We start from the raw sequence: 19,240 nt of genomic DNA on the forward strand, positions 1-19,240 counted from the left end.
ATTAACCCTTGCCCCCCCTGGCGGCTTTCTCATCCAGCTTTGCCGGTGGTTCCACGGCTGTGGCCATATAGCTGTCGTCCGGCGTAAAGGCCGGAATGTTCGGGTGCACGCTTTTGCCCATCTTGCGCAGGGTCGTTACCGGCGAATCCAGCTGCGCCAGGGTGGCCACGGTCGTCTGGTAGCCGCTTTCCACCGCCTTGTCGTAAGCCTTCCAGTCGCGGATTTCGACGCCTTCCGGTTCGGGGATGATCAATAGGTCAGTGGCGGCACGTGACAAGGCGAGATCGGCGGCAGTGATCACGGTGGCCGAGCGCATCATGACCGAAACGATTGGAGGCCCGCGCCGCCATTCGCCTTTGGTGAACCACGAACTCAAATTCTTCGGTATGACCAGTGCCCGCGGATCGAGTCCCCGCGCCCGCGTGACATCGACGCCGATGACCGTGCCCAGGTGCGTGTTGCGCATCATGGTGGCCGGGAAGGAGCGCATGACCGCGCCATCGACCAGCACCTGGCCATCCTCTACCACCGGCGGCAGCACACCCGGCAGGGAAATCGAGGCGCGCAGGGCGCTGCGCAGCAGGCCGGTCTTGTGGACCTTGAGCACGCCGGTCGTCAGGTTGGACGACAGGCAGAAGAACGGGATTGGCATGTCTTCGATCTGAATGTCGCCGAAGTGCTTTTCCAGCCGCTTGTCGACCTTGGCGCCGGAGACCATCGAGATGAACGGCATGACGATATCGTCGAGCGGCGAGGAATTGACGAAGGCATCGCGGATGCGCCAGTCGATCTCGGCCTCGCTCCAGCCCAGGGCCAGGCTGGCGGCCAGTATGGCGCCCATGGAGGAGCCGCAGACGAAATCGACCGGGATGTGCGCTTCCCGCAGCGCCTGAATGGCGCCGATCTCGGCAAAGGCGCGCGCGCCGCCGCCGGAAAAGACGACGCCGACACTGTGGCCGGTGACAATGCGCGCCAGCCGGGCGGCGTCGGTCACATTACCGGCATGGGCGTGGAACCAGCGCGTGGGCTCGATGACACTGAGCCAGGCCCTGGTGCGGCCCATGATATGCGGTCCCGGAACACTGTCCGGATAAAGCAGGATCAGGTCGGGCGCCCGGTGCAGCAGGGATTTTTCCCAGGCACTGGCCATGGCGTCGGGCACACGCTCGGCATCGGCCACCAGGAAGACATGATCGACCTGGCGTGCGCTCAGCAGCCGCCAGTGGCTTTCATGGCATTCAGCGACGTGCAGCACATAGTCATTTTCCGCCTCGATCTGGCTGAAGGCCTCCGGCGCCGTGCCGTGGAAGCTCTTGTCGATGACGGCCACGCGGTAGCCCAGGGCGCGCGCCTGGTCGGCGACTTTTTCGACCAGCGGTGCGATGGATTGATCGCACAGGGCATAGAAGGCGAAGACATTGGGCGTGACATTGGGCGTTTCGCGCCGGGCGCGCTCGATCATCTTGCGCGAGAGGGCGAGCGTCAGGTCCGGGCGCGATTCCATGGCGGCGAAGAATTCCTCGCGCGGCATGGCCAGCAGGTCGGAATCGCGCAGGGCCATGACGGTGGTGGTATGGGCCGTGCCGGCCACCAGCGACATTTCACCGACCGGTTCGCCGGGGCGGATAATGCCGATCAGCGACAGGTCGTCATGGTCCTCGTCGTGGCGGAAGGCGCCGAGACGACCGGAACGCAGCAGGTAGAGGTGGTCGGAATCGTCGCCGGCGCTGAACAGGCGCGAGCCGCCGGGCAGGGAGATCAGGCTGGCGCTGCGGCCCAGGGCTGTGCCGAACAGGCTTTCCAGCGCCGTTTGCAGGGAGGGAGTATCCTTAGCCATGCCGTCTACGCAAAACCTCTTATAGAGCACTTTCCAAAAAGTGTGACGCACTTTTCGGATTAAAAAGTGCGTTAAAGTAAAGAGTTAGAGCGTCGATCTGATCCAATCAGATCGGAATACGCTCTAACGCGATAATCAGCGCCTTTTGGTATAGCAGTGCGCCTGATTTGCTTCTAAATATTTAAGCCTGTTTTTTAACGCTGTTAAGGCTTGAGTCCGTTTGAGCAATATTCATCTGGTAAAACTATGCGTCGGGGCCGACAGCCTCGAAGACCTGCTGCGCTGGGAAAAGGCGCGCGGGGACATATCCTATATCCATACACGCAACCGGCCGACGCGCTGGGAGGAATTGCTGGACGGCGGTTCGCTCTATTGGGTGATCAAGGGCGTGATCCTGTGCCGCCGCGAGATCGCTTCCTTCGACGAGGAGGCTGATCATTGGCGCATCGGCCTGCGCACGAAGAATATCCTGACCGAGGCCCAGCCGCGTCGCGCCTTCCAGGGCTGGCGCTATCTCAAGCCGGAGGATGCGCCGCGCGACATCGTCGAGGGCGAGACCGACCTGCCGCCGGACATGATGAAGGCGCTGAAGGAAGCGGGAGTCTGGTAATCTCCATTTGCGTCAGCAAATGGCCAGGCTAAAGGCCGCCCGAGCTGATGCGAGGCGCCATGCGGCGTTTAAGCCAGATTAAGCCGCGATGTTGTCGATCAGGCGTGTCTTGCCGAGCCACAGAGCGGCCAGCAGGCGGCGTGCGGTCGTCTCAGAGGTTACCTCGCCAAGCGTTTCGGCATCACGCAGGGTGATGTAATCGATCTGGCCGAAACCGGCGGCTTGCAGGTCTGCCTTGGCCTGATCGATGGTGAGGCGGCCGTCGCGTATCGCTTCCAGCGCCGCGTGCAGCTTCGGAGCGATGGCACGCTCACCGGCCGAGAGGTAGGCGTTGCGCGAGGAGAGGGCCAGGCCGTCGACTTCGCGCACGGTCGGCAGGCCCACGATGTCAATGCCCATGTCGAAATCGCGCACCATGGCGCGAACCACGGCCAGTTGCTGGAAATCCTTTTCACCAAAGACCGCCACGTCGGGGCGCACCTGATTGAACAGCTTGGAGACCACTGTAGCAACACCTGAGAAGAACTGCGGGCGGAAGTCGGTTTCCAGGCCGAGCGCCGGACCGGCCATCTCGATACGGCTGACGAAATGCTTCGGGTAAAGCACATCGACGGTCGGCAGGTAGACGAGGTCGCAGCCGACGCTCTGCAGGCGCGCGATATCGCCGGCTTCGTCGCGCGGATAGCGATCGAGGTCCTCAGTGGGGGCGAATTGCAGCGGATTGACGAAGATCGATACGACCACCTTGTCGCACAGGGTTTTCGCCTGGCACACCAGAGCCAGGTGACCGTCGTGCAGGGCGCCCATTGTCGGGACAAAGCCTATGCTGGCCCCGCCGGCGCGCAGGGCCGCCAGTTCTGTCTTCAGGGCGGGCAGGGTGCGGGCACGGGCGATTTCAAAGGGTTTGGCGGTGTCCGGCATAAGCGCTTTCCGAAAAGTGTAACGCACTTTTCGGATTAAAAAGCGCGCAAACTAAGAAGATTAGAGCGTTTTCGATATGGTGATCAGATCGAGAACGCTCTAATCAATTGTCCGTTATTAACCATGTTCGCTAACCCTATTTTTGCGGGTCTGGCACATATTCGGCCTTATGACCGATCTGGCCCCCCTTCGTAAAGCTTTCATTTTGTGCGCCGCGGCGACGACAGCACTGTGTCTGACGGCCTGCGACAACCAGAATCTCAAGGAATCCCTGGCGCGGATCAAGGAGGTGCCGGTCGATGACAGTGGCAAGCCGGTCGACGCGGATGCGAAAAGCCTGAGCGGCGAGGACGTCAAGCTGGTGGTCGATACGGCCAAGGATCTGACGGTCGGCAAGGGCGGTCTGCTGCATGACGCCGATGGGCCGCTGGTCAAGCCGAAGTTCAAGATCGCCATTGTCGATCCGCTCAAAATGCCCAGCGAAGCCAATCCACCGCTCGATACCGGCACGGCCGAAAGCCCCGCGCCGGCGCCGGAACCCGTGTCGGCCGTGGTCACCACACGCGGTAACCGCCTGATCCAGATCGGTTCCTTTGGCACGGCAGATGCCGCCCGCGATGCCTGGCTGGGATTGCAGGCGCGTTATCCGGGCGTCGAGCAGTATCATCCGGTCTATCAGAAGATCACTACGGCCGCCGGCAAGCCGATGGTACGTCTGAAGGTTGGTCCCGTGACCAGCGAGGACCAGGCGCAATCCCTCTGCCTGCAACTGGATATTCGTGACCGTTGGTGCAGCAAGGCCAGCTAGACCTTGTTGCCGAATTGTGGTGAATAGCCACCCATGACGGCACAGACTCACATTCGGGCCAATCTCAACCATATCCTGTTCGATTTCGCCACGCGGATGATCCCGGCGGCGTTCGCCACCGTCATGTTTGCCGCCGGCACGTTGCTGTTGCTGTCGATTTTGACACCGATCGACCCGGCGGTCATGCCGCTGGTGCGGAAATGGTTGCCCCTGGGCCTGGTCGAATTCTCGCACGCCATCGGTCTGGTCGTCGGCGTGCTGATGATCTTCCTGGCGCGGGCGCTGTGGGAGCGTATCGAAACCGCCTGGTATCTGGCCATCGGCCTGTTCTGCGCCGCCGCCGTTTTGTCCCTGACCCGCGAACTGGCGCTGATCAATGCGGTGTTGCTGACCATCTGCGCTCTGCTGCTGATCCCGTGCAGGGGCGCTTTCAACCGGCGCTCCAACCTGCTCAGCCTGTCGATCAATCCCCTGTGGGCCTTTACCAGCCTGTTCACACTCGGTCTGATTATCTGGGGTGGGTTCTACGTCTATAAGCACGTGCCTTATGCCCATTCCCTGTGGATCGACTTTTCCTACCACGCCAATACATCGCGTTTCCTGCGCGGTGTCGTGGTCATCGTCGTGACCATCGTCCTGATCACGCTTTATCGCCTGTTCGGCATCGCCCGGCAGGTGCCGCCCGTGCCCGATGCCGAGGACCTGGAGCCGCTGAAAACGGTGGTGACCGGCGCCTCCAATCCGCAGGCCTGGCTGGCCCTGCTGCGCGACAAGCATATCCTGTGGAATGATGCGCGTACGGCCTTCATCATGTACGGCGTCTCCGGCAAGCAGTGGGTGGTGATGGGCGAGCCGGTCGGACCGGGCGCCGAAGCCACGGCGCTGTGCTGGGAATTGAAGGAGATGGCGGCTTTGGCCGGGGCGCGCCTGAGCTTTTACCAGGTCAGCCCGGCCCTGCTGCCCCTGGTGCTCGATCTCGGCCTGTGGCCCTACAAGATCGGTGAGGAAGCACTGGTGAGCGCTGCCGGTTTCGATCTGTCGGGCAAGAAGGGCTATGGCTTCCGCCAGACCCTGAAGCGTTTCGAGGGGCTGGAAGCCCGGTTTGAGGTGATCGCGCCCGAGGCGCTCGAGCCTTGGATGCCGCGCCTGAAGCAGGTATCCGATGCCTGGCTGAAGACGAAATCCGCCAAGGAGAAGAGCTACTCGCTGGGCTCCTTCAAGATGGAATATATGCGCCTGACGCCCGTGGCGGTGGTGTGGATCGGCGGCGAAATTATGGCCTTCGCCAATCTGTGGCCGACCGATGACCGAACCATTCTGACCATCGACCTGATGCGCTACGACCCGGCATCGCCGCCGAGCATCATGGAATATCTGTTCCTGCAACTGATCGCCTACAGCCGTGAGCAGGGCTATGGCCACTTCTCGCTCGGCATGGCGCCACTGGCCGGTCTGGAAGCCAAGCCGCTGAGCCGTGCCTGGTACAAGATCGCCTCGGTGATCTACCAGTTCGGCGGCGATTTCTATAATTTCGAGGGCCTGCGTGCCTACAAGGAGAAGTTTCGGCCCGACTGGCAGCCGCGCTATTTCGCCGTACCAGGCCAGGAAGCGGCCCTGATGCCGGCCCTGCTGGCGGTGGTGGCCCTGGGCGCGAAACCGGCATCGCCGCGCAAGAGCAGCCGCAGAAAACGCCAGCCTGTCGCCGTTCCTAATTGATCCCTTATAAGTCGGCCCGCTAGCTTCGCGAGCGCGCGTATATGAGTCGCACAGGGGGCTGAAGCGTGTATGGCCGGGCTTCCCGTTCTGTCCGCAGCCAGCCAAAGAGCCTGAAATGCCCGAAAAATCCACTGCGGATCTGTTTGTCGACAGCCTGGTTTCCAGCGGCGGAGAAACAGGCCGTCTGATCGCTGCGCATGACTGGTCAAAAACCTCTATCGGCCCCATTGCGACCTGGCCGCAAAGCCTGCGCACGGCGCTGGGCCTGCTGCTGCGTTCGCCCGTGCCGATCGTCATGCTGTGGAATGAAGACGGCGTCATGCTCTATAATGACGGCTATTCCGTTTTCGCCGGCGGCCGGCATCCGCAATTGCTGGGTTCCAAGGTGCGCGAAGGTTGGCCGGAAGTCGCGGATTTCAACGACAATATCATGAAGGTGGGGCTGGCCGGCGGCACCCTGGCCTATCGCAATCATGTGCTGGTGCTGAACCGCACGGGCAAGCCGGAAGAGGTGTGGCTCGATCTCGACTATTCCCCGGTGCCGGATGAAAGCGGTAAACCGGCGGGTGTTATCGCCATCGTTTTTGAGATCACCGAGCGGATTATGGCCGAACGCGCCGCCGAGGCGGAGCGGGCGCGCCAGAGGGACATGCTCCAGCAGATGCCGGGATTTGCCGCCATCCTGGAAGGGCCACAGCACCTCTATACCTATGTCAACGATGCCTATGTCGCCATAGGGGGCGGGCGCCCCTTCATCGGACGCACGGTGCGCGAGGCCTTTTCGGAACTGGAGGGGCAGGGGATATTCGAGCTGCTGGATGGCGTTTATCGGACGGGTGAGCCTTTTGTGGCGCGTTCGCTGCCGGTGCGCTTCGCGGGAGAGGCGGAGGACCGGTATCTCGATTTCGTTTACGCCCCTGTCCGCAATGCCGGTGGTCAGGTGTCGGGCATATTCGTTGGCGGCTACGATGTGACGGAAAGCCACCGGTCAGAGCGGCGGCGGGAAACCCTTATCCGCCTGAGCGATGAGATTCGCGATCTCGACGATCCGGCCGAGATTGCCTTTACCGCAGCGCGGGTGCTGGGGAAGACCTTTCAGGTCAGCCGCGCCGGCTATGGCGTCATAGATCGCGAGCACGAGACCATCACCATCGAACGCGATTGGAACGCGCCGGGTATCAAATCCCTGGCGGGGGTTCTGCAGTTCCGCGATTACGGCACCTATATCGAAAATCTCAAGCGGGGCGAGACTGTCGTCTTTGCCGACGCGGAGACAGATCCGCGCACGGCCGCCACCGCGAAGGCGCTTAAGGCCATCAGTGCGCAATCGGTCGTCAATATGCCGGTGACGATGCGTGGACGCTTTGTGGGCCTGCTCTATCTCAATCATGAAACCGCACGGGCATGGTCGGAGGCAGAACTGGCCCTCATCCGTGAAATCGCCGATCGCACCCATACGGCATCCGAGCGCGCCCGCGTCGCTCAGGAACTGCGCGAACTGAACGCCAACCTGCAAAAGGAGGTGATCGAAAGATCGGCCGTGGGCGGACAGTATTGGCAGATTACGCCTGACCTTCTGTGCGTGTTGCGCGGCGATGGCTATCTCAGCAGCTTCAATCCCTCATGGACGCGTATACTGGGTTACAGCGAAGATGAATTGCGCGCCATGCCCTACAGCGCATTAGTGCATCCTGACGATATCGAGCGCACCCGGCGTGAATTTGAAATCCTGATCGCCGGCCATGCCATACCCCGTTTCGAGAACCGCTATATCCGCAAGGACGGCACGGTGCTGTGGATCGCCTGGACGGCCTCTCCCTATGGCGAGGCCTATTATTGCACCGGGCGCGACATCACCGCCGAGCGCCAGCAGGCCGAGGAACTGGCCGAAGCACGCGCCGCACGCGATCGCATCTGGAACAATTCGCGTGACCTCAATATCGTCGTCGATTCCGAAGGCGTCTTCATGGCCGCCAATCCGGCCTGGCAGGACATACTGGGCTATGCGCCGGAGGACATATTAGGGCATCACTTCCGCGACTTCATGGTGCCGGAGGATGTGGAACCTTCCCTTCACGCCCTGGCTGATGCGGTGGGCGATCATGACCTGACCCGCTATGTCAATCGCTTCCGCCACAAGGATGGCTCGGTACGCTGGATATCCTGGAACACCTCACTGGAGGGGGAGTATGTTTATGCTTATGGCCGTGACATTACGCCGGAACGGCATCAGGCCGATGCGCTGCAGCAGGCCGAGGAACAACTGCGTCAGGCGCAGAAGATGGAGGCCGTGGGGCAACTGACCGGCGGCATCGCCCACGATTTCAACAATATGCTTGCGGTGGTCATGGGGTCGCTCGACCTGCTTAACCGCCGTATCGGGCCGGAAGACCCGCGCGCGCGGCGTTATGTCGAGGCGGCGGCCGAGGGCGCCCGTCGCGCCGCCAACCTGACGCAGCGGCTGCTGGCCTTTTCACGCCAGCAGCCGCTGCGCCCGGAATCGCTCGATGCCAATAAGCTGGTGGCCGGCATGTCGGACCTGTTACGCCATTCCATCGGCGCCGATATTCGCCTGGAAACCGTTCTGGCTGGCGGGTTATGGCGCGTTCATGTCGATCCCAACCAGTTGGAAAGCGTCATTCTCAATCTCGGCGTCAATGCGCGCGACGCTATGGCGGAAGGTGGCAAACTGACCATCGAGACGCAGAATGCTCACCTCGATACGCGCTATGTCGCCTCGGCCCTGGGCGTACCGGCCGGGCAGTACGTCCTGATCGCCATTACCGATACCGGTTCTGGCATGTCGCCGGAGGTTATTGCCAAGGCCTTCGACCCCTTCTTCACCACCAAGGAGGTCGGCAAGGGCACGGGGCTGGGGTTGAGTCAGGTCTATGGCTTCGTCAAGCAGTCCGGCGGTCATGTCAAAATCTATTCTGAGGTGGGGCAGGGAACCACGATCAAGATCTATCTGCCGCGCGCGGGCACCGAGGAAAACGAGACGGAAGAGGCCGCTGTGTCCGCAGAGCTTCTGACCGGCGACGAGCGCGAGATCATACTGGTGGTCGATGACGAACCATCGGTTCGGCAATTCAGCGCCGATGCCCTGTCGGAGCTGGGCTATCGTGTGCTGGAGGCCGACAGTGCCGCCGTGGCGCTCAACCTGCTGCGCGCCAATCCCGATATCAGCCTGTTGTTCACCGATATCGTCATGCCCGATACCAACGGCCGCAAGCTGGCGGAACAGGCGCACCATATCCGCCCGGACCTCAAGGTGCTCTATACCACCGGTTATACGCGTAATGCCGTGGTGCATAACGGTATCGTCGACAAAGGCGTCGAACTGATCGGCAAGCCGTTCACCGTCGATGAACTGGCGGCGCGGGTGCGGGCTATTCTGGACGCCGTATGACCAGTTCGCGATCGAAACGCAGACCAGCCTCAGAAACGCCGAAACCGACCGCCATGAATTCCACCCCGGCCTCGCGGGCGGCATCGTAGGCGCGGCCGAAGCCGGGGTCGCAATCGCGGGCGATATCGAAAGACTGGCAATCGTCACGCTGGACGCAGAAGAGGACGATGGCGCGGTAGCCGTCCTTCACCATCTCGATCAGTTCATAGAGATGCTTGGCACCGCGCTCGGTAACGCAGTCGGGGAATTCCGCCAGGCCTTTCTGCCGCGACAGATGGACGTTCTTGATCTCGATATAGGCGTCAGGCCTGACGGCATGGCCGCTGGCATAGAGGTCGATACGCGAATTGCGGCCGTACTTTTTCTCCGGCTGGAGCGCGCTGTAGCCGGCCAGTTGCGGGATCAAACCGGCCTTGATCGCCAGGGGGATGACCCGGTTGGGCCACTGCGTATTGACCCCGATCCAGATGCCGTCTTCTGCGAGCGCCTCCAGCCGGTACTGCAGTTTCTTCTTCGGATCGTTGAGGTGCGTCACCAGGGCGGGCGTGCCCGGTGCCAGCAGGCCAAGCATCTTGCCGGGGTTGGGGCAGTGTGCTGTAATGATTTCACCTGTATCGAGTTCGATATCGGCGAAGAAACGCTTGTATCTGGTGACAAGCCGCCCTTTTATAAGGCCGCTCATGTCGATAAGCGAATCTGATACCACTGGAGCCCTTCCCATGACGACCAATCCGACCGCCGCGATCCTGATAATCGGCGACGAGATTCTCTCGGGGCGTACCACCGACAGCAATATCAATACAATCGCCAAATTCCTCGTTTCGCTCGGCATCGACCTGAAAGAGGCGCGGGTGGTGCATGACGACGAGACGCAGATCGTCGAGACGGTCAATACCCTGCGTCATGCGTACGACTATGTCTTCACTACCGGCGGCATAGGCCCGACTCACGATGACATCACTGCCGACTGCATGGCGAAGGCGTTCGGTGTCGATATCAGCGAACACCCGGCGGCGCTGAAGGCGCTGACCGATCGCTCCATCGCCATGGGCTGGACGCTCAACGACAACAGCCGTCGCATGGCGCGCATCCCGCATGGCGCCGACCTGATCAAAAATCCGGTTTCGGCGGCGCCGGGCTTCCAGCTCGGCAATGTGTTCGTGATGGCAGGTGTACCCAAGATCATGGAGGCCATGCTGGAGGATGTGGCGCCACGCCTGCGCACGGGCGCGCGCGTGCTGTCGCGCACCGTCAAGCTGGCCTATGTCGGCGAAAGCTATGCCGCCGATGCCCTGCGTGAGATCAATGGCCGCTATCCAGACCTGTCGCTCGGCAGCTATCCCTATGGCTTGTCACTGAATGGCGAGTTCGGCACCCAGCTGGTGGTGCGCGGCCGCGATGCCGAAGGGGTCGATGCGGCCACGAACGAACTGAAAGCGGCGCTGATCCAGGTGGTCGAGGCCGGGAAGGCCCGTAATCCACTGGCCAGTTTTGAAGAAATCACTGCGCAAATTTGAGGAGTTATCATGAAGTTCGCTGTCACGGGCCTTGCGGCCGTTCTTGCCTTTACTGTCGCCGTGCCTGCCCTGGCAAAGCCGAAGCCAGCGCCTGTGGTGGCAGCGCCGGTGCCGGCCGAGGTTCAGGCGGCAGTCCTGCGTGATGACGCGCTGAAAACCAATGTGGCCTATGATTTCCTCTCCGAACTGACGACGCGTTTCGGCCCGCGTCCGGCCGGCAGCGATTCGGAAAAGCGCGCCGCGGAATGGGCCGCCGCCCATCTGAAGGAACTGGGCTTCCAGAACGTACACATCGAAACCTTCCCGCTGCATGTCTGGGCGCGCCGCGGACCGGAGACCATCGCCATTACCGGTGAGTTCGCCCAACCCCTGGTCGGCGTATCGCTGGGCGGCACCACGGCCGGTGAGGTCGAGGCGGAAGCGGTGATGTTCGATACCTGGCAGGAATTCCTCGATTCCAAGGCGGATGTCACTGGCAAAATCGTCGTCGTCCTCCAGCCGATGGCCAAGGCCAGCAATGGCTCGGGCTATGGCCGCATGTCGGGTACGGTTCGTTCAAAAGGGCCCATGGAAGCCCAGAAGCGCGGTGCGGTTGGCTTTGTGATGCGCTCCCTGAGCACCGATGGCAATCGCTTCGCCCATGCCGGCGCCTCGGCCTGGTCGGATGGCAAGGGTATCCCGGCCATGGCGATCAGCGCGCCTGATGCCTCACAACTTAGCCGCATCGAAGCTCTACAAAAGGCCGGGAAGGGCGGGCCTGTCAGCATCCACATGAAGACGACCGGCCAGTTCCTGGGGCTCAAGACCTCGCAGAACGTGGTGGCCGATCTGGTCGGCTCCGAAAAGCCGGAAGAAACCATCGTAGTCGGCGGTCACCTCGACAGCTGGGATCTCGGCACGGGCGCGATCGATGACGGCGCCGGTATCGCCATCACCATGGCCGCTGCCAAGGTGATGATCGATCACAACCTGAAGCCCAAGCGCACGATTCGCGTTGTCTTCTGGGGCTCGGAAGAAGTCTCTCAGCCGGCCGGCTCGCCGACCTCCGAGACCGGCGGCGGTGCTTTCCGTGAGGCACACAAGGCCGAGCTGTCTAACTATGTGGCGCATGCCGAATCCGACTTCGGCGCGGACAGGATCAATAACTTCGCCCTGTCGGCGACCGATGACACGGGCTTTGTCACCCAACTTGGCAACCTGCTGTATCCACTCGGTATCTACCAGGACACCAAGGCCACGCCGCACGGCGGCGAGGATTCCGGCGCCATGAATGGTTTTGTACCGGCCTTCGACCTCAACCAGGATGGTTACCGCTATTTCGATACTCACCATACGGCCAATGACACCCTGGACCGCATCGATCCGCAACAGATGAGCCAGAACGTTGCGGCCTATACGGCGACCTTGTGGCTGATGGCCAATACGGATGTCCGCTTCAAACTGCCGCCGAAGGACGAGGAATAGGGCGCAATCCGATAAAGTGGACACCACTTTTCGGATAAAGTGCGCGATAAGACAAGAAGCCTGGAGCGGAAGTTTTGATTTTATCAAAACACATTCCGCTCCAGGCTTTACGACTCCCTTGGTTTCAGGCAGAAGCATCCCCCTGCCTGCCTGGACACGCGGCCATGGCGAAATTGGTAGACGCAGCAGACTTAAAATCTGCCAGGAGCAATCCTATGCCGGTTCGACCCCGGCTGGCCGCACCACCTCAACTCAGCCTTGGCGGCGATCTTGCCAGAGGGTCAGTCCGGCAGTAATAGCCGCGAGAACCAGCAGGGTCAGGTTAAGGCCGAGCGCCGTCTGTGAGAACGATGTCGCGCCGAAGCGCAGCACATGACCGGCCACCAGGGCTAGCAGGGAGGCCGCCAGGGCATAGCGGCCGATCCTCGATACCTGACCTTGTGAAGGCAGGCACAGACCTGACAGCGACAGGACCAGCGTCAGGCCCCAGAAAACCGGAATATAGGGCAGGCCGGCAGTGATCGTCGTCAGGGTTGCCAAGGCCATGGCAGCCGCGCTTCCCCATACAAAGCCAGTCCAGAGCTTGTGCAGGCGCGGATAGGGCCGGCCCTTCTGTGCCGATTTCATCAGCCAGATATCCATGCCGGTCGTGCAGATCAGACACAGGCCAAGTCCCAGGAGCACGTAGGCCCAACGCACCCAGATGCCGCCGAAATTGCCGAAGTGCAGGCGGTAGAGGCTGGCGAAGACTTGTTTGCCGGCCGCGCCATCCGACAGGTGCAGCCTGCCGACCAGATTGCCCTTGCCGTCGAATTCCCAGTTGTCGCCATAGACCAGGCGGTCATCAACCTCGGCGGCGACACTCAAGGCCTCGTGATCCGTGCCGATATTGTTGAGGCCGATATAGTTGGGATGAGCGTCCGGATGCTGGGTCCTGAGGGTGGTCAGGGCCTTGATGATGGCCTCGGTTGACATCTGGCCGTCATGGGTCTTGGCGGCGATATCGGGATAGACGGGAGCGAAGGCGGCCGTGGTATCCCCCTTGTTGAAGGTCATGGCGGAGACGAACAGGAAGATCTGCGACAGGCCGATCACCGCGCCGGTCAGGGCAATGACGATATGGAAGGGCGAGGCCCAGACGCCGATGCGGTTATGCAGGTCGGCGCGGTTGGTGCGTGGCGTACCATTAAGCCGCCAGAGGAAAGCGTCCTTCAGGATGCGAGGATGGGCCAGCAGGCCGCCCAGGATCAGGGCCAGCATGGCCACGCCACCGATCGAGACCACGATCATGCCGAAGCTGGACGGCAGGTGCAGATAATAGTGCAGTTCGGTCAGGGCCTCGGTGGCCGGATGCTTGCCGGAGCCGGCATAATGGCCCTGAGCGTCATAGGTGCGCGTTTCCTTGCCAACCTGGACATTGAGGCGCGGATAGTCCTTCGTCGGCGTGTAAAGGTTGATGGTTGTCTCGCCTTTCGGCAGACGGGGGCGTGCATCGGCAATGGCCGCCGCCACGATCTCCGGACGGAATTCGGTTATTTCCGGGTTTCTGGCGGTCTCCCAGCGCTCCATGTCGATATAGAAAACAGTGGCCGTGCCGGACAGGCAGATCAGGTAGAGCACGGCGGCGGTGGCGAGGCCCAGGATCTTGTGGCCGGTCAGGTTCTGCGCCACGAAGGCGGCGGAAACCTTTGGCCAGAGGGTGCGGGATTTGGTCATGCGCCTTTACCAAGCAGGAGGGGCAGATAGACCGCCACGGCGGTAATGGCGGCCAGACCGGTCAGGAGGCTGCACGTACGATAGGGGTGACGGCTGGCCAGTTGCCAGGTCAGGGCGGCGCCCATGATCAGGATGGCGGCGATGGCGGCGCCGACCAGTCCGTCGGCGGCACTGACCGGCATATAGGCCTGCCAGAAAATGCCGAGCATTATACTAACGGCCGGCACGACGAGCAGGCTGCCGACCAGGCGGACGGCGAAGCGGCCCCAATAGCCCTTACCCAGAGCAATGGTGTCCGTGGCGCTTTCGCGCTCAATTTGTGTCTTGGCGGGTTTGCCGGCCAGCTTCAAACCCTGCCAGGCCAGGATGCCGCCTGCCAATATCATAAGGGTCACCGAACCCAGGGCTAGACCCTGGTCGGGGTGGGTGCTGAACGCCCAGATGGCCATGCCGGCAATAATCAGTGCCCATCCGCCCGGCAGACCATAGCGCCAGATGCCTGTACGCGTCCCTTTGTGCCGCCAGGTTGTGAATACCGTCAGCAAACCGGCAATGAGAAGCAGGAGTCCCGGGATCGCAAGCGCGTTCATCTTCTATCCGTCAAATAGTCTGGCCACCCGCAGGCAGACGACCGCGGGTGGCTGGGGATTTATAAGCAAGTCTTGGGTTTAATAGCTGTAGTTCAGTGTAAATGTATAGCTGCTCGGAGCGGCATAATAGGCCTGCCCCCAAGCCAGGGTCGACCAATAACGCTGATTGAAGACGTTCTTGAGGTTCAGACCGGCGGAGACATGATCGGTCAGGCGGATATTAGCCATCAGGTCGGTGACGGCATAAGCCTTCTGAACGATCGTTGTTGTATTGTCGACAGTTGACGTATCGCTTTGCCAACGTACAGCCCCACCGATTTTCAGGTCCCGCCACTGAGGCACCCTGTAGGTGCTTGACAGTTTCAGCATGCGGCGAGGGGAATACAGACGGGAATCGTTGCCATCGGCGTCCTTGATCTCCAGATCGCTCCAGCCGCCATTGAGCGTCCATTGCGGCGTGATGTTGCCGGCAACCTCCACCTCGTACCCCTTAGCATAGGCTTCCGTGGGGGCATAATAGGTCGCGAACGTATCCGGATCGGTCCCCGCGGCTTCCGCCAGATTATGCTGTTCTGATTTGAAGAGTGTAACGGCAGCATAGAGGCGTTTTTCGAACCATTCCGATTTTAAGCCGCCTTCATAGCTCTTGCCTGTTGCCGCGGGCAGAGTCTGATGATTCACATCCACTTCGTACTGCGGGTTATAGATGTCGGAATAGCTGGCATAGGCCGAGATATTTTTCGTCAGATCGTAGACCGCGCCAACATAGGGGCTGACGGCATGGTCAGAACGGTTATTGCTGACGCTGTAGGAATAGCCGACTTCCTTCAACTGGATCGCGTTGAAACCGACGACGCCCTTCAGCCGGTCGGACAGGTTCAGATGAACGGCACCATAGAGGCGGTTCGTTTTGGTTTCGGTATCTTCCTGCAGGATAAGATCGGTGAAGCCCGTATCGGCCGGCGGAGAAGACAGCCAGCTCGAGATATCCGAATAATAGCTATAGGCGTTGGCCGCACCCGACCATTGCAGAGAGGTGGCATCGGCGGTGTTGATGCCGACCACCAGCTGGTGCTCGCGTCCGAAGAGGGTGAAGGGACCGCTGGCCTGGGCATCGATCATGTTCTGCTTGGCATCGGACGGATAATGGCCCGAATAGGCTATGATGGTGTTATAGGCCGCGTAAGGCCAGGCGTAGAGTAGTTCGGAATCATAGTTGAGTTCGCGGTGCGTGCCCGTCACCTTGGCGGTCCAGCCGTTATCGAAGGCATAGCTCACTTCGCCGAACGTGCTCTTGTCGTGCGTGTTCCAGTAGGTCCAGGGAGCGGACGTGGTGTCCGAGGTTTTGTAATAGGTGATCGGCGTGCCGTCGAGTTCTGTCAGGGGCAAGGCGCCCCAGGTCACGCCGTCGGCCAGATTGTCCTGCTGGGAGTAGCCACCGGTCAGTTTCAGCTTCGGCGTAATGTCCCATGATACGATGCCGTAGTAGGTATTGCGGTTGACATGATTGTAATCGAGCCAGGAATCCTTGTCCTCGCCGGCATATACGAAGCGACCGGCAAGCGTGCCGCTCTTGTTCAGGGCACCGGAAATATCGGCCGTGAGGCGCTTGTCATCCCATGAGCCGTAGGAGGCACTGATATCGGCCTTGAAGGCCTGGGTTGGACGCTTGCGAATATAGTTGATGGTGGCGGACGGATTGCCCGTGCCGGTCATCATGCCGTTGGCACCACGCACCGCTTCGACACGCTCATAAATGGCCGTGTCGATATCGCCGTACTGGATGCCCCAGATCAGGGGCTGGCCCACGCCATCTACCTGGAAATTAGTGATGTCGAAGCCGCGCGAAGCATACATGGTACGGTCGGTTTCCGCGGCGATGACCTCTATGCCAGGGACCTGGAGCAGCAGCTGGTTGGCGCTGGTCAGGGCGAAGTCCTTGATTTGCTGTGCATCGAGCACCGTGACGGACTGCGGCGTTTCACGCAGGGAAAGATCCAGGCCCGTCGCACCGGCAGATCCCTTGATCACGCGTTTGCCGATGACGACCACTTCCTTGGGCTCGCTGTCGGCGACCGTATCAGCGGGCGTTTCCGCATGGCCCACAGCGGTTGACAGCAGCGCGGCGGCAGATGTGGCCATCATCAGGGTGGCGAGGCGGCGGGTTGCGAGCATGAATAACTCCGATATGCGAATGGCTTGCAACGGTCATTACGTAGGGCTATGCCACCTGTCAATGGAGAATGAGAATAATTCTCATATCGCCTGTGCCTGTGGTCGATATGTCGCAGTGCGGTAGGGAAGCTTGTTTTCATGCGCCCCATGCGGTGAATATGGCGTAAGGCGCGAAAGTAAGATTGCCAGGCAATAAACAGCCCCCGCAAGCCAGCGCTTACGGGGGCTGAAGTGGACTGAGTGAAGTTGTTCTAGAACGTATAGTCGAGCGTCAGCGTATAGCTGGTGGGCGCGGCATAGAAGGCTTGATCCCATTGCAGGCCGCCGAAATACTTCTGGTCGAAGGCGTTCTTGATGTTCAGGCTGGCGCGGATGTGATCGGCCAGGCGCAGGCTGGCCATCAGATCCACCACCGAATACGCATCCTGGCTGAAGGGATAGCCCGCACTCGTCGTCGAGACTTCGCTTTGCCAGCGCCAGGCCGCGCCCAGCTTCAGATCGCGCAGCTGCGGAATGCCATAGGTGGTGGACAACTTGAAGGTCTTGCGCGGCAGATAGGTACGTGTGTCGTTACCGTCGCTATCTTTGATCGAGAGATCTGTCCAGCCGCCATTGACGGTCCAGTCCGGCGTGATCTTGCCGGCGACTTCGAGTTCGTAGCCTTCGACAAAGGTGTCTATACCCGCGTAGTAATACTGACCGGCCAGAGCCGCGTTGTAATCTGGATCCTCCGGGTCGGTCGTGTATTGGCCGGCATATTCGGACAGGCCATATTGCTCGGATTTGAAATAGGCCGCCGTTGCATAGAGGCGCTTGTCGAACCATTCCGACTTGATGCCGGCTTCATAGCTCTTGCCTTGGGCGGCATCGAGGCGCTGGCGATTATAGTCGTAGGTCGACTGCGGATTGAAGATATCCGAATAGCTGGCATACAGTGACACATTGGTGTTGATGTCATAGATGGCGCCGACATATGGGCTGATCTTGTCTTCCGAGCGATTTTCGGCCACGCCGTAGGAGGCGCCGACCGACTTGAGATTTACCGCATTGAAGCCGACTACGCCCTTCAGCTTGTCGGTGAAATTCAGATGGATGGCGCCGTAGGCGCGGGTGGTATCCGTCTTGATCTGCTCCTGCAGGACCGCGTCGCTATAGGATGGTTCCGCTGGTGCCGCAACGGTGCCGCCCAGGATGGCCGAATAATAGAGGGCATCGCCATTGGCTTCCCACTTGTAGGTCGAGGAATGGGTGGAATTCACGCCGAAGATGAGCTGGTGCTCGCGGCCGAAAAGGCTGACATCGCCGCTGGCGATCACGTCGAACATGTCCTGCTTGAGGATCGACGGATAGATGGCGGTATAGCCATAAACGCCGACGCTGTCCGGATCGCTGTCGGACAGGCCTGTCGTTGCGTCGGGGTTGCCCCACGGATAGAGCAGCTTGGCGTCTTCGTTATAGGACTTGCGCGTGTAGATGCCCTTGACGGTCCAGCCATTATCGAAGGCATAGGACAGTTCGCCGAAGGTCTGGTGGTCGTGGGTGTTCCAGTAGGTCCAGGGGGCCGCCGAGTTGGCATTGACCGAGTAGTTGACCGGCGTGCCATCGGTGAAGTTCAGCGGCAGGGCGCCCCAGCTGGCGCCGTCCACATCGTTGTCCTGCTGCGAATAACCGGCGGTGGCCTTCAGCTTGGGGGTGATATCCCAGGACAGCACGCCGTAATAGACGCTGCGGTCGGTGCTATAATAGTCCAGGTAAGAATCGGAGACATTGCGGGCATACACGAAGCGGCCGGCGACTGTGCCGTCTTCATTCAGCGGGCCGGATACATCGGCGGTCAGGCGGGCATTGTTCCACGAAGCGTAGGAGGCGGTGACGTCGGCCTGGAAATTCTTGGTGGGGCGCTTGCGAATATAGTTGATGACGGCCGACGGGTTGCCGGTGCCGGTCAGCATGCCGGTGGCACCGCGGATGGCATCGATACGTTCGAACAGCACGGTATCGAGCGCGCCGACCTGCAAGCCCCAGTCCAGCGGCTGGCCAACGCCATCGACCTGGAAGTTCAGGATGTCGAAACCGCGCGAATTGTAATAGGTGCGGTCGGTTTCATCGGCCTCGACATTGATGCCGGGCAGGGTGTTCAGAAGCTGGTTGGCGTCCGTGAGGGCGAAGTCCTTGATCTGCGCCGCCGTGACAATTGTCACAGACTGTGGCGTTTCGCGCAGGGAGAGGTCGAGACCCGTGGCGCCGGCGGAGCCCTTGATCACGCGCTTGCCGATCACCACCACTTCCTTGGCATCGCCGTCAGCGGCCGGCTCGGCGGGCGCTTCGGCATGAGCCACAGCAGCGGAAATAAGCGCGGCGGCTGAGGCGGTGATAAGAAGGGTAGATAGGCGACGGGCAGTCATGGGGAGGTTCCTGCGAATGAGTTTCAATGTGTCGCTCATACGCAGGGGGTACGGGGCTGTCAACTGTAACTG

At 60.9% G+C, this 19,240-nt stretch carries 13 protein-coding genes and 1 tRNA gene; 7 read left to right on the forward strand and 7 right to left on the reverse strand.

Features of this window, described 5'->3' with window-relative positions; all coding sequences use genetic code 11:
* Position 1 precedes the first annotated feature (1 nt).
* The gene (locus tag QM647_RS17435) at positions 2–1,837 is read right to left on the reverse strand and encodes a patatin-like phospholipase family protein (RefSeq protein ID WP_414996826.1); all 1,836 of its coding nucleotides are present in this window, start codon (positions 1,835–1,837) and stop codon (positions 2–4) included.
* A gap of 220 nt (positions 1,838–2,057) precedes the next feature.
* Here QM647_RS17435 and QM647_RS17440 point away from each other — a divergent pair, with 220 nt between their 5' ends.
* Entirely contained in the window at positions 2,058–2,447 is a 390-nt protein-coding gene (locus QM647_RS17440; RefSeq protein ID WP_414996827.1) for a DUF1489 family protein, read from the forward strand.
* A gap of 78 nt (positions 2,448–2,525) precedes the next feature.
* Here QM647_RS17440 and panC read toward each other — a convergent pair whose 3' ends face one another.
* Complete coding sequence (panC, locus tag QM647_RS17445) at positions 2,526–3,368, reverse strand: pantoate--beta-alanine ligase (RefSeq protein ID WP_414996828.1); 843 nt, start codon at positions 3,366–3,368, stop codon at positions 2,526–2,528.
* Positions 3,369–3,537: 169 nt separating this feature from the next.
* On the opposite strand from panC, the gene QM647_RS17450 reads away from it, so the two are divergent.
* The 3 genes from QM647_RS17450 (at position 3,538) to QM647_RS17460 (ending at position 9,301) form a co-directional block, all read left to right on the forward strand.
* Positions 3,538–4,176 carry an SPOR domain-containing protein gene (locus QM647_RS17450; RefSeq protein WP_414996829.1) on the forward strand — a complete coding sequence of 213 codons (639 nt, stop codon included), beginning with the start codon at positions 3,538–3,540 and terminating at the stop codon, positions 4,174–4,176.
* A 33-nt stretch (positions 4,177–4,209) separates the two neighbouring features.
* Positions 4,210–5,892 (forward strand): phosphatidylglycerol lysyltransferase domain-containing protein, encoded by a 1,683-nt coding sequence (locus QM647_RS17455; RefSeq protein ID WP_414996830.1) that lies wholly within the window; start codon positions 4,210–4,212, stop codon positions 5,890–5,892.
* Between the two features lie 115 nt (positions 5,893–6,007).
* Positions 6,008–9,301 carry a PAS domain S-box protein gene (locus tag QM647_RS17460; protein WP_414996831.1) on the forward strand — a complete coding sequence of 1,098 codons (3,294 nt, stop codon included), beginning with the start codon at positions 6,008–6,010 and terminating at the stop codon, positions 9,299–9,301.
* Here the strand turns inward: QM647_RS17460 and sfsA are convergent.
* Positions 9,282–10,007: a DNA/RNA nuclease SfsA gene (gene sfsA, locus QM647_RS17465; protein WP_414996832.1), complete on the reverse strand. Its 726-nt coding sequence runs from the start codon at positions 10,005–10,007 to the stop codon at positions 9,282–9,284. The two genes, QM647_RS17460 and sfsA, sit on opposite strands and share 20 nt — an antisense overlap.
* A 13-nt stretch (positions 10,008–10,020) precedes the next feature.
* Here sfsA and QM647_RS17470 point away from each other — a divergent pair, with 13 nt between their 5' ends.
* From QM647_RS17470 to QM647_RS17480, 3 genes are all read left to right on the forward strand, one after another.
* Positions 10,021–10,818, forward strand: a complete 798-nt coding sequence (locus QM647_RS17470; protein ID WP_414996833.1) for a competence/damage-inducible protein A — start codon at positions 10,021–10,023, stop codon at positions 10,816–10,818.
* Positions 10,819–10,827: 9 nt separating this feature from the next.
* Positions 10,828–12,282, forward strand: coding sequence for a M20/M25/M40 family metallo-hydrolase (locus QM647_RS17475; protein WP_414996834.1), 1,455 nt, complete (start codon positions 10,828–10,830; stop codon positions 12,280–12,282).
* Between the two features lie 158 nt (positions 12,283–12,440).
* A tRNA-Leu gene (locus tag QM647_RS17480) sits at positions 12,441–12,527 on the forward strand.
* Between the two features lie 7 nt (positions 12,528–12,534).
* Here the strand turns inward: QM647_RS17480 and QM647_RS17485 are convergent.
* The 4 genes from QM647_RS17485 to QM647_RS17500 all read right to left on the reverse strand — a co-directional run bounded on the left by QM647_RS17485 (position 12,535) and on the right by QM647_RS17500 (position 19,168).
* A complete protein-coding gene (locus QM647_RS17485; RefSeq protein ID WP_414996835.1) occupies positions 12,535–13,998 on the reverse strand; it encodes a PepSY-associated TM helix domain-containing protein in 1,464 nt (487 codons plus the stop codon).
* Positions 13,995–14,588 (reverse strand): hypothetical protein, encoded by a 594-nt coding sequence (locus QM647_RS17490; protein WP_414996836.1) that lies wholly within the window; start codon positions 14,586–14,588, stop codon positions 13,995–13,997. The genes QM647_RS17485 and QM647_RS17490 overlap by 4 nt, the downstream gene beginning before the upstream one ends.
* Before the next feature lie 78 nt (positions 14,589–14,666).
* A complete protein-coding gene (locus QM647_RS17495; protein WP_414996837.1) occupies positions 14,667–16,763 on the reverse strand; it encodes a TonB-dependent siderophore receptor in 2,097 nt (698 codons plus the stop codon).
* A 251-nt stretch (positions 16,764–17,014) separates the two neighbouring features.
* A complete protein-coding gene (locus tag QM647_RS17500) occupies positions 17,015–19,168 on the reverse strand; it encodes a TonB-dependent siderophore receptor (protein WP_414996838.1) in 2,154 nt (717 codons plus the stop codon).
* Positions 19,169–19,240 lie beyond the last annotated feature (72 nt).

Origin of the sequence: Asticcacaulis sp. (assembly GCF_047605585.1) — a bacterium.
Taxonomy (GTDB): Bacteria; Pseudomonadota; Alphaproteobacteria; order Caulobacterales; family Caulobacteraceae; genus Asticcacaulis.

Excerpts from the sequence above, each read along its gene's own strand:
- QM647_RS17435 (WP_414996826.1), bottom strand. The coding sequence starts at position 1,837 with ATGGCTAAGGATACTCCCTCCCTGCAAACGGCGCTGGAAAGCCTGTTC.
- panC (WP_414996828.1), bottom strand. The coding sequence starts at position 3,368 with ATGCCGGACACCGCCAAACCCTTTGAAATCGCCCGTGCCCGCACCCTG.
- QM647_RS17450 (WP_414996829.1), top strand. The coding sequence starts at position 3,538 with ATGACCGATCTGGCCCCCCTTCGTAAAGCTTTCATTTTGTGCGCCGCG.
- QM647_RS17455 (WP_414996830.1), top strand. The coding sequence starts at position 4,210 with ATGACGGCACAGACTCACATTCGGGCCAATCTCAACCATATCCTGTTC.
- QM647_RS17460 (WP_414996831.1), top strand. The coding sequence starts at position 6,008 with ATGCCCGAAAAATCCACTGCGGATCTGTTTGTCGACAGCCTGGTTTCC.
- QM647_RS17470 (WP_414996833.1), top strand. The coding sequence starts at position 10,021 with ATGACGACCAATCCGACCGCCGCGATCCTGATAATCGGCGACGAGATT.
- QM647_RS17475 (WP_414996834.1), top strand. The coding sequence starts at position 10,828 with ATGAAGTTCGCTGTCACGGGCCTTGCGGCCGTTCTTGCCTTTACTGTC.
- QM647_RS17485 (WP_414996835.1), bottom strand. The coding sequence starts at position 13,998 with ATGACCAAATCCCGCACCCTCTGGCCAAAGGTTTCCGCCGCCTTCGTG.
- QM647_RS17490 (WP_414996836.1), bottom strand. The coding sequence starts at position 14,588 with ATGAACGCGCTTGCGATCCCGGGACTCCTGCTTCTCATTGCCGGTTTG.
- QM647_RS17495 (WP_414996837.1), bottom strand. The coding sequence starts at position 16,763 with ATGCTCGCAACCCGCCGCCTCGCCACCCTGATGATGGCCACATCTGCC.
- QM647_RS17500 (WP_414996838.1), bottom strand. The coding sequence starts at position 19,168 with ATGACTGCCCGTCGCCTATCTACCCTTCTTATCACCGCCTCAGCCGCC.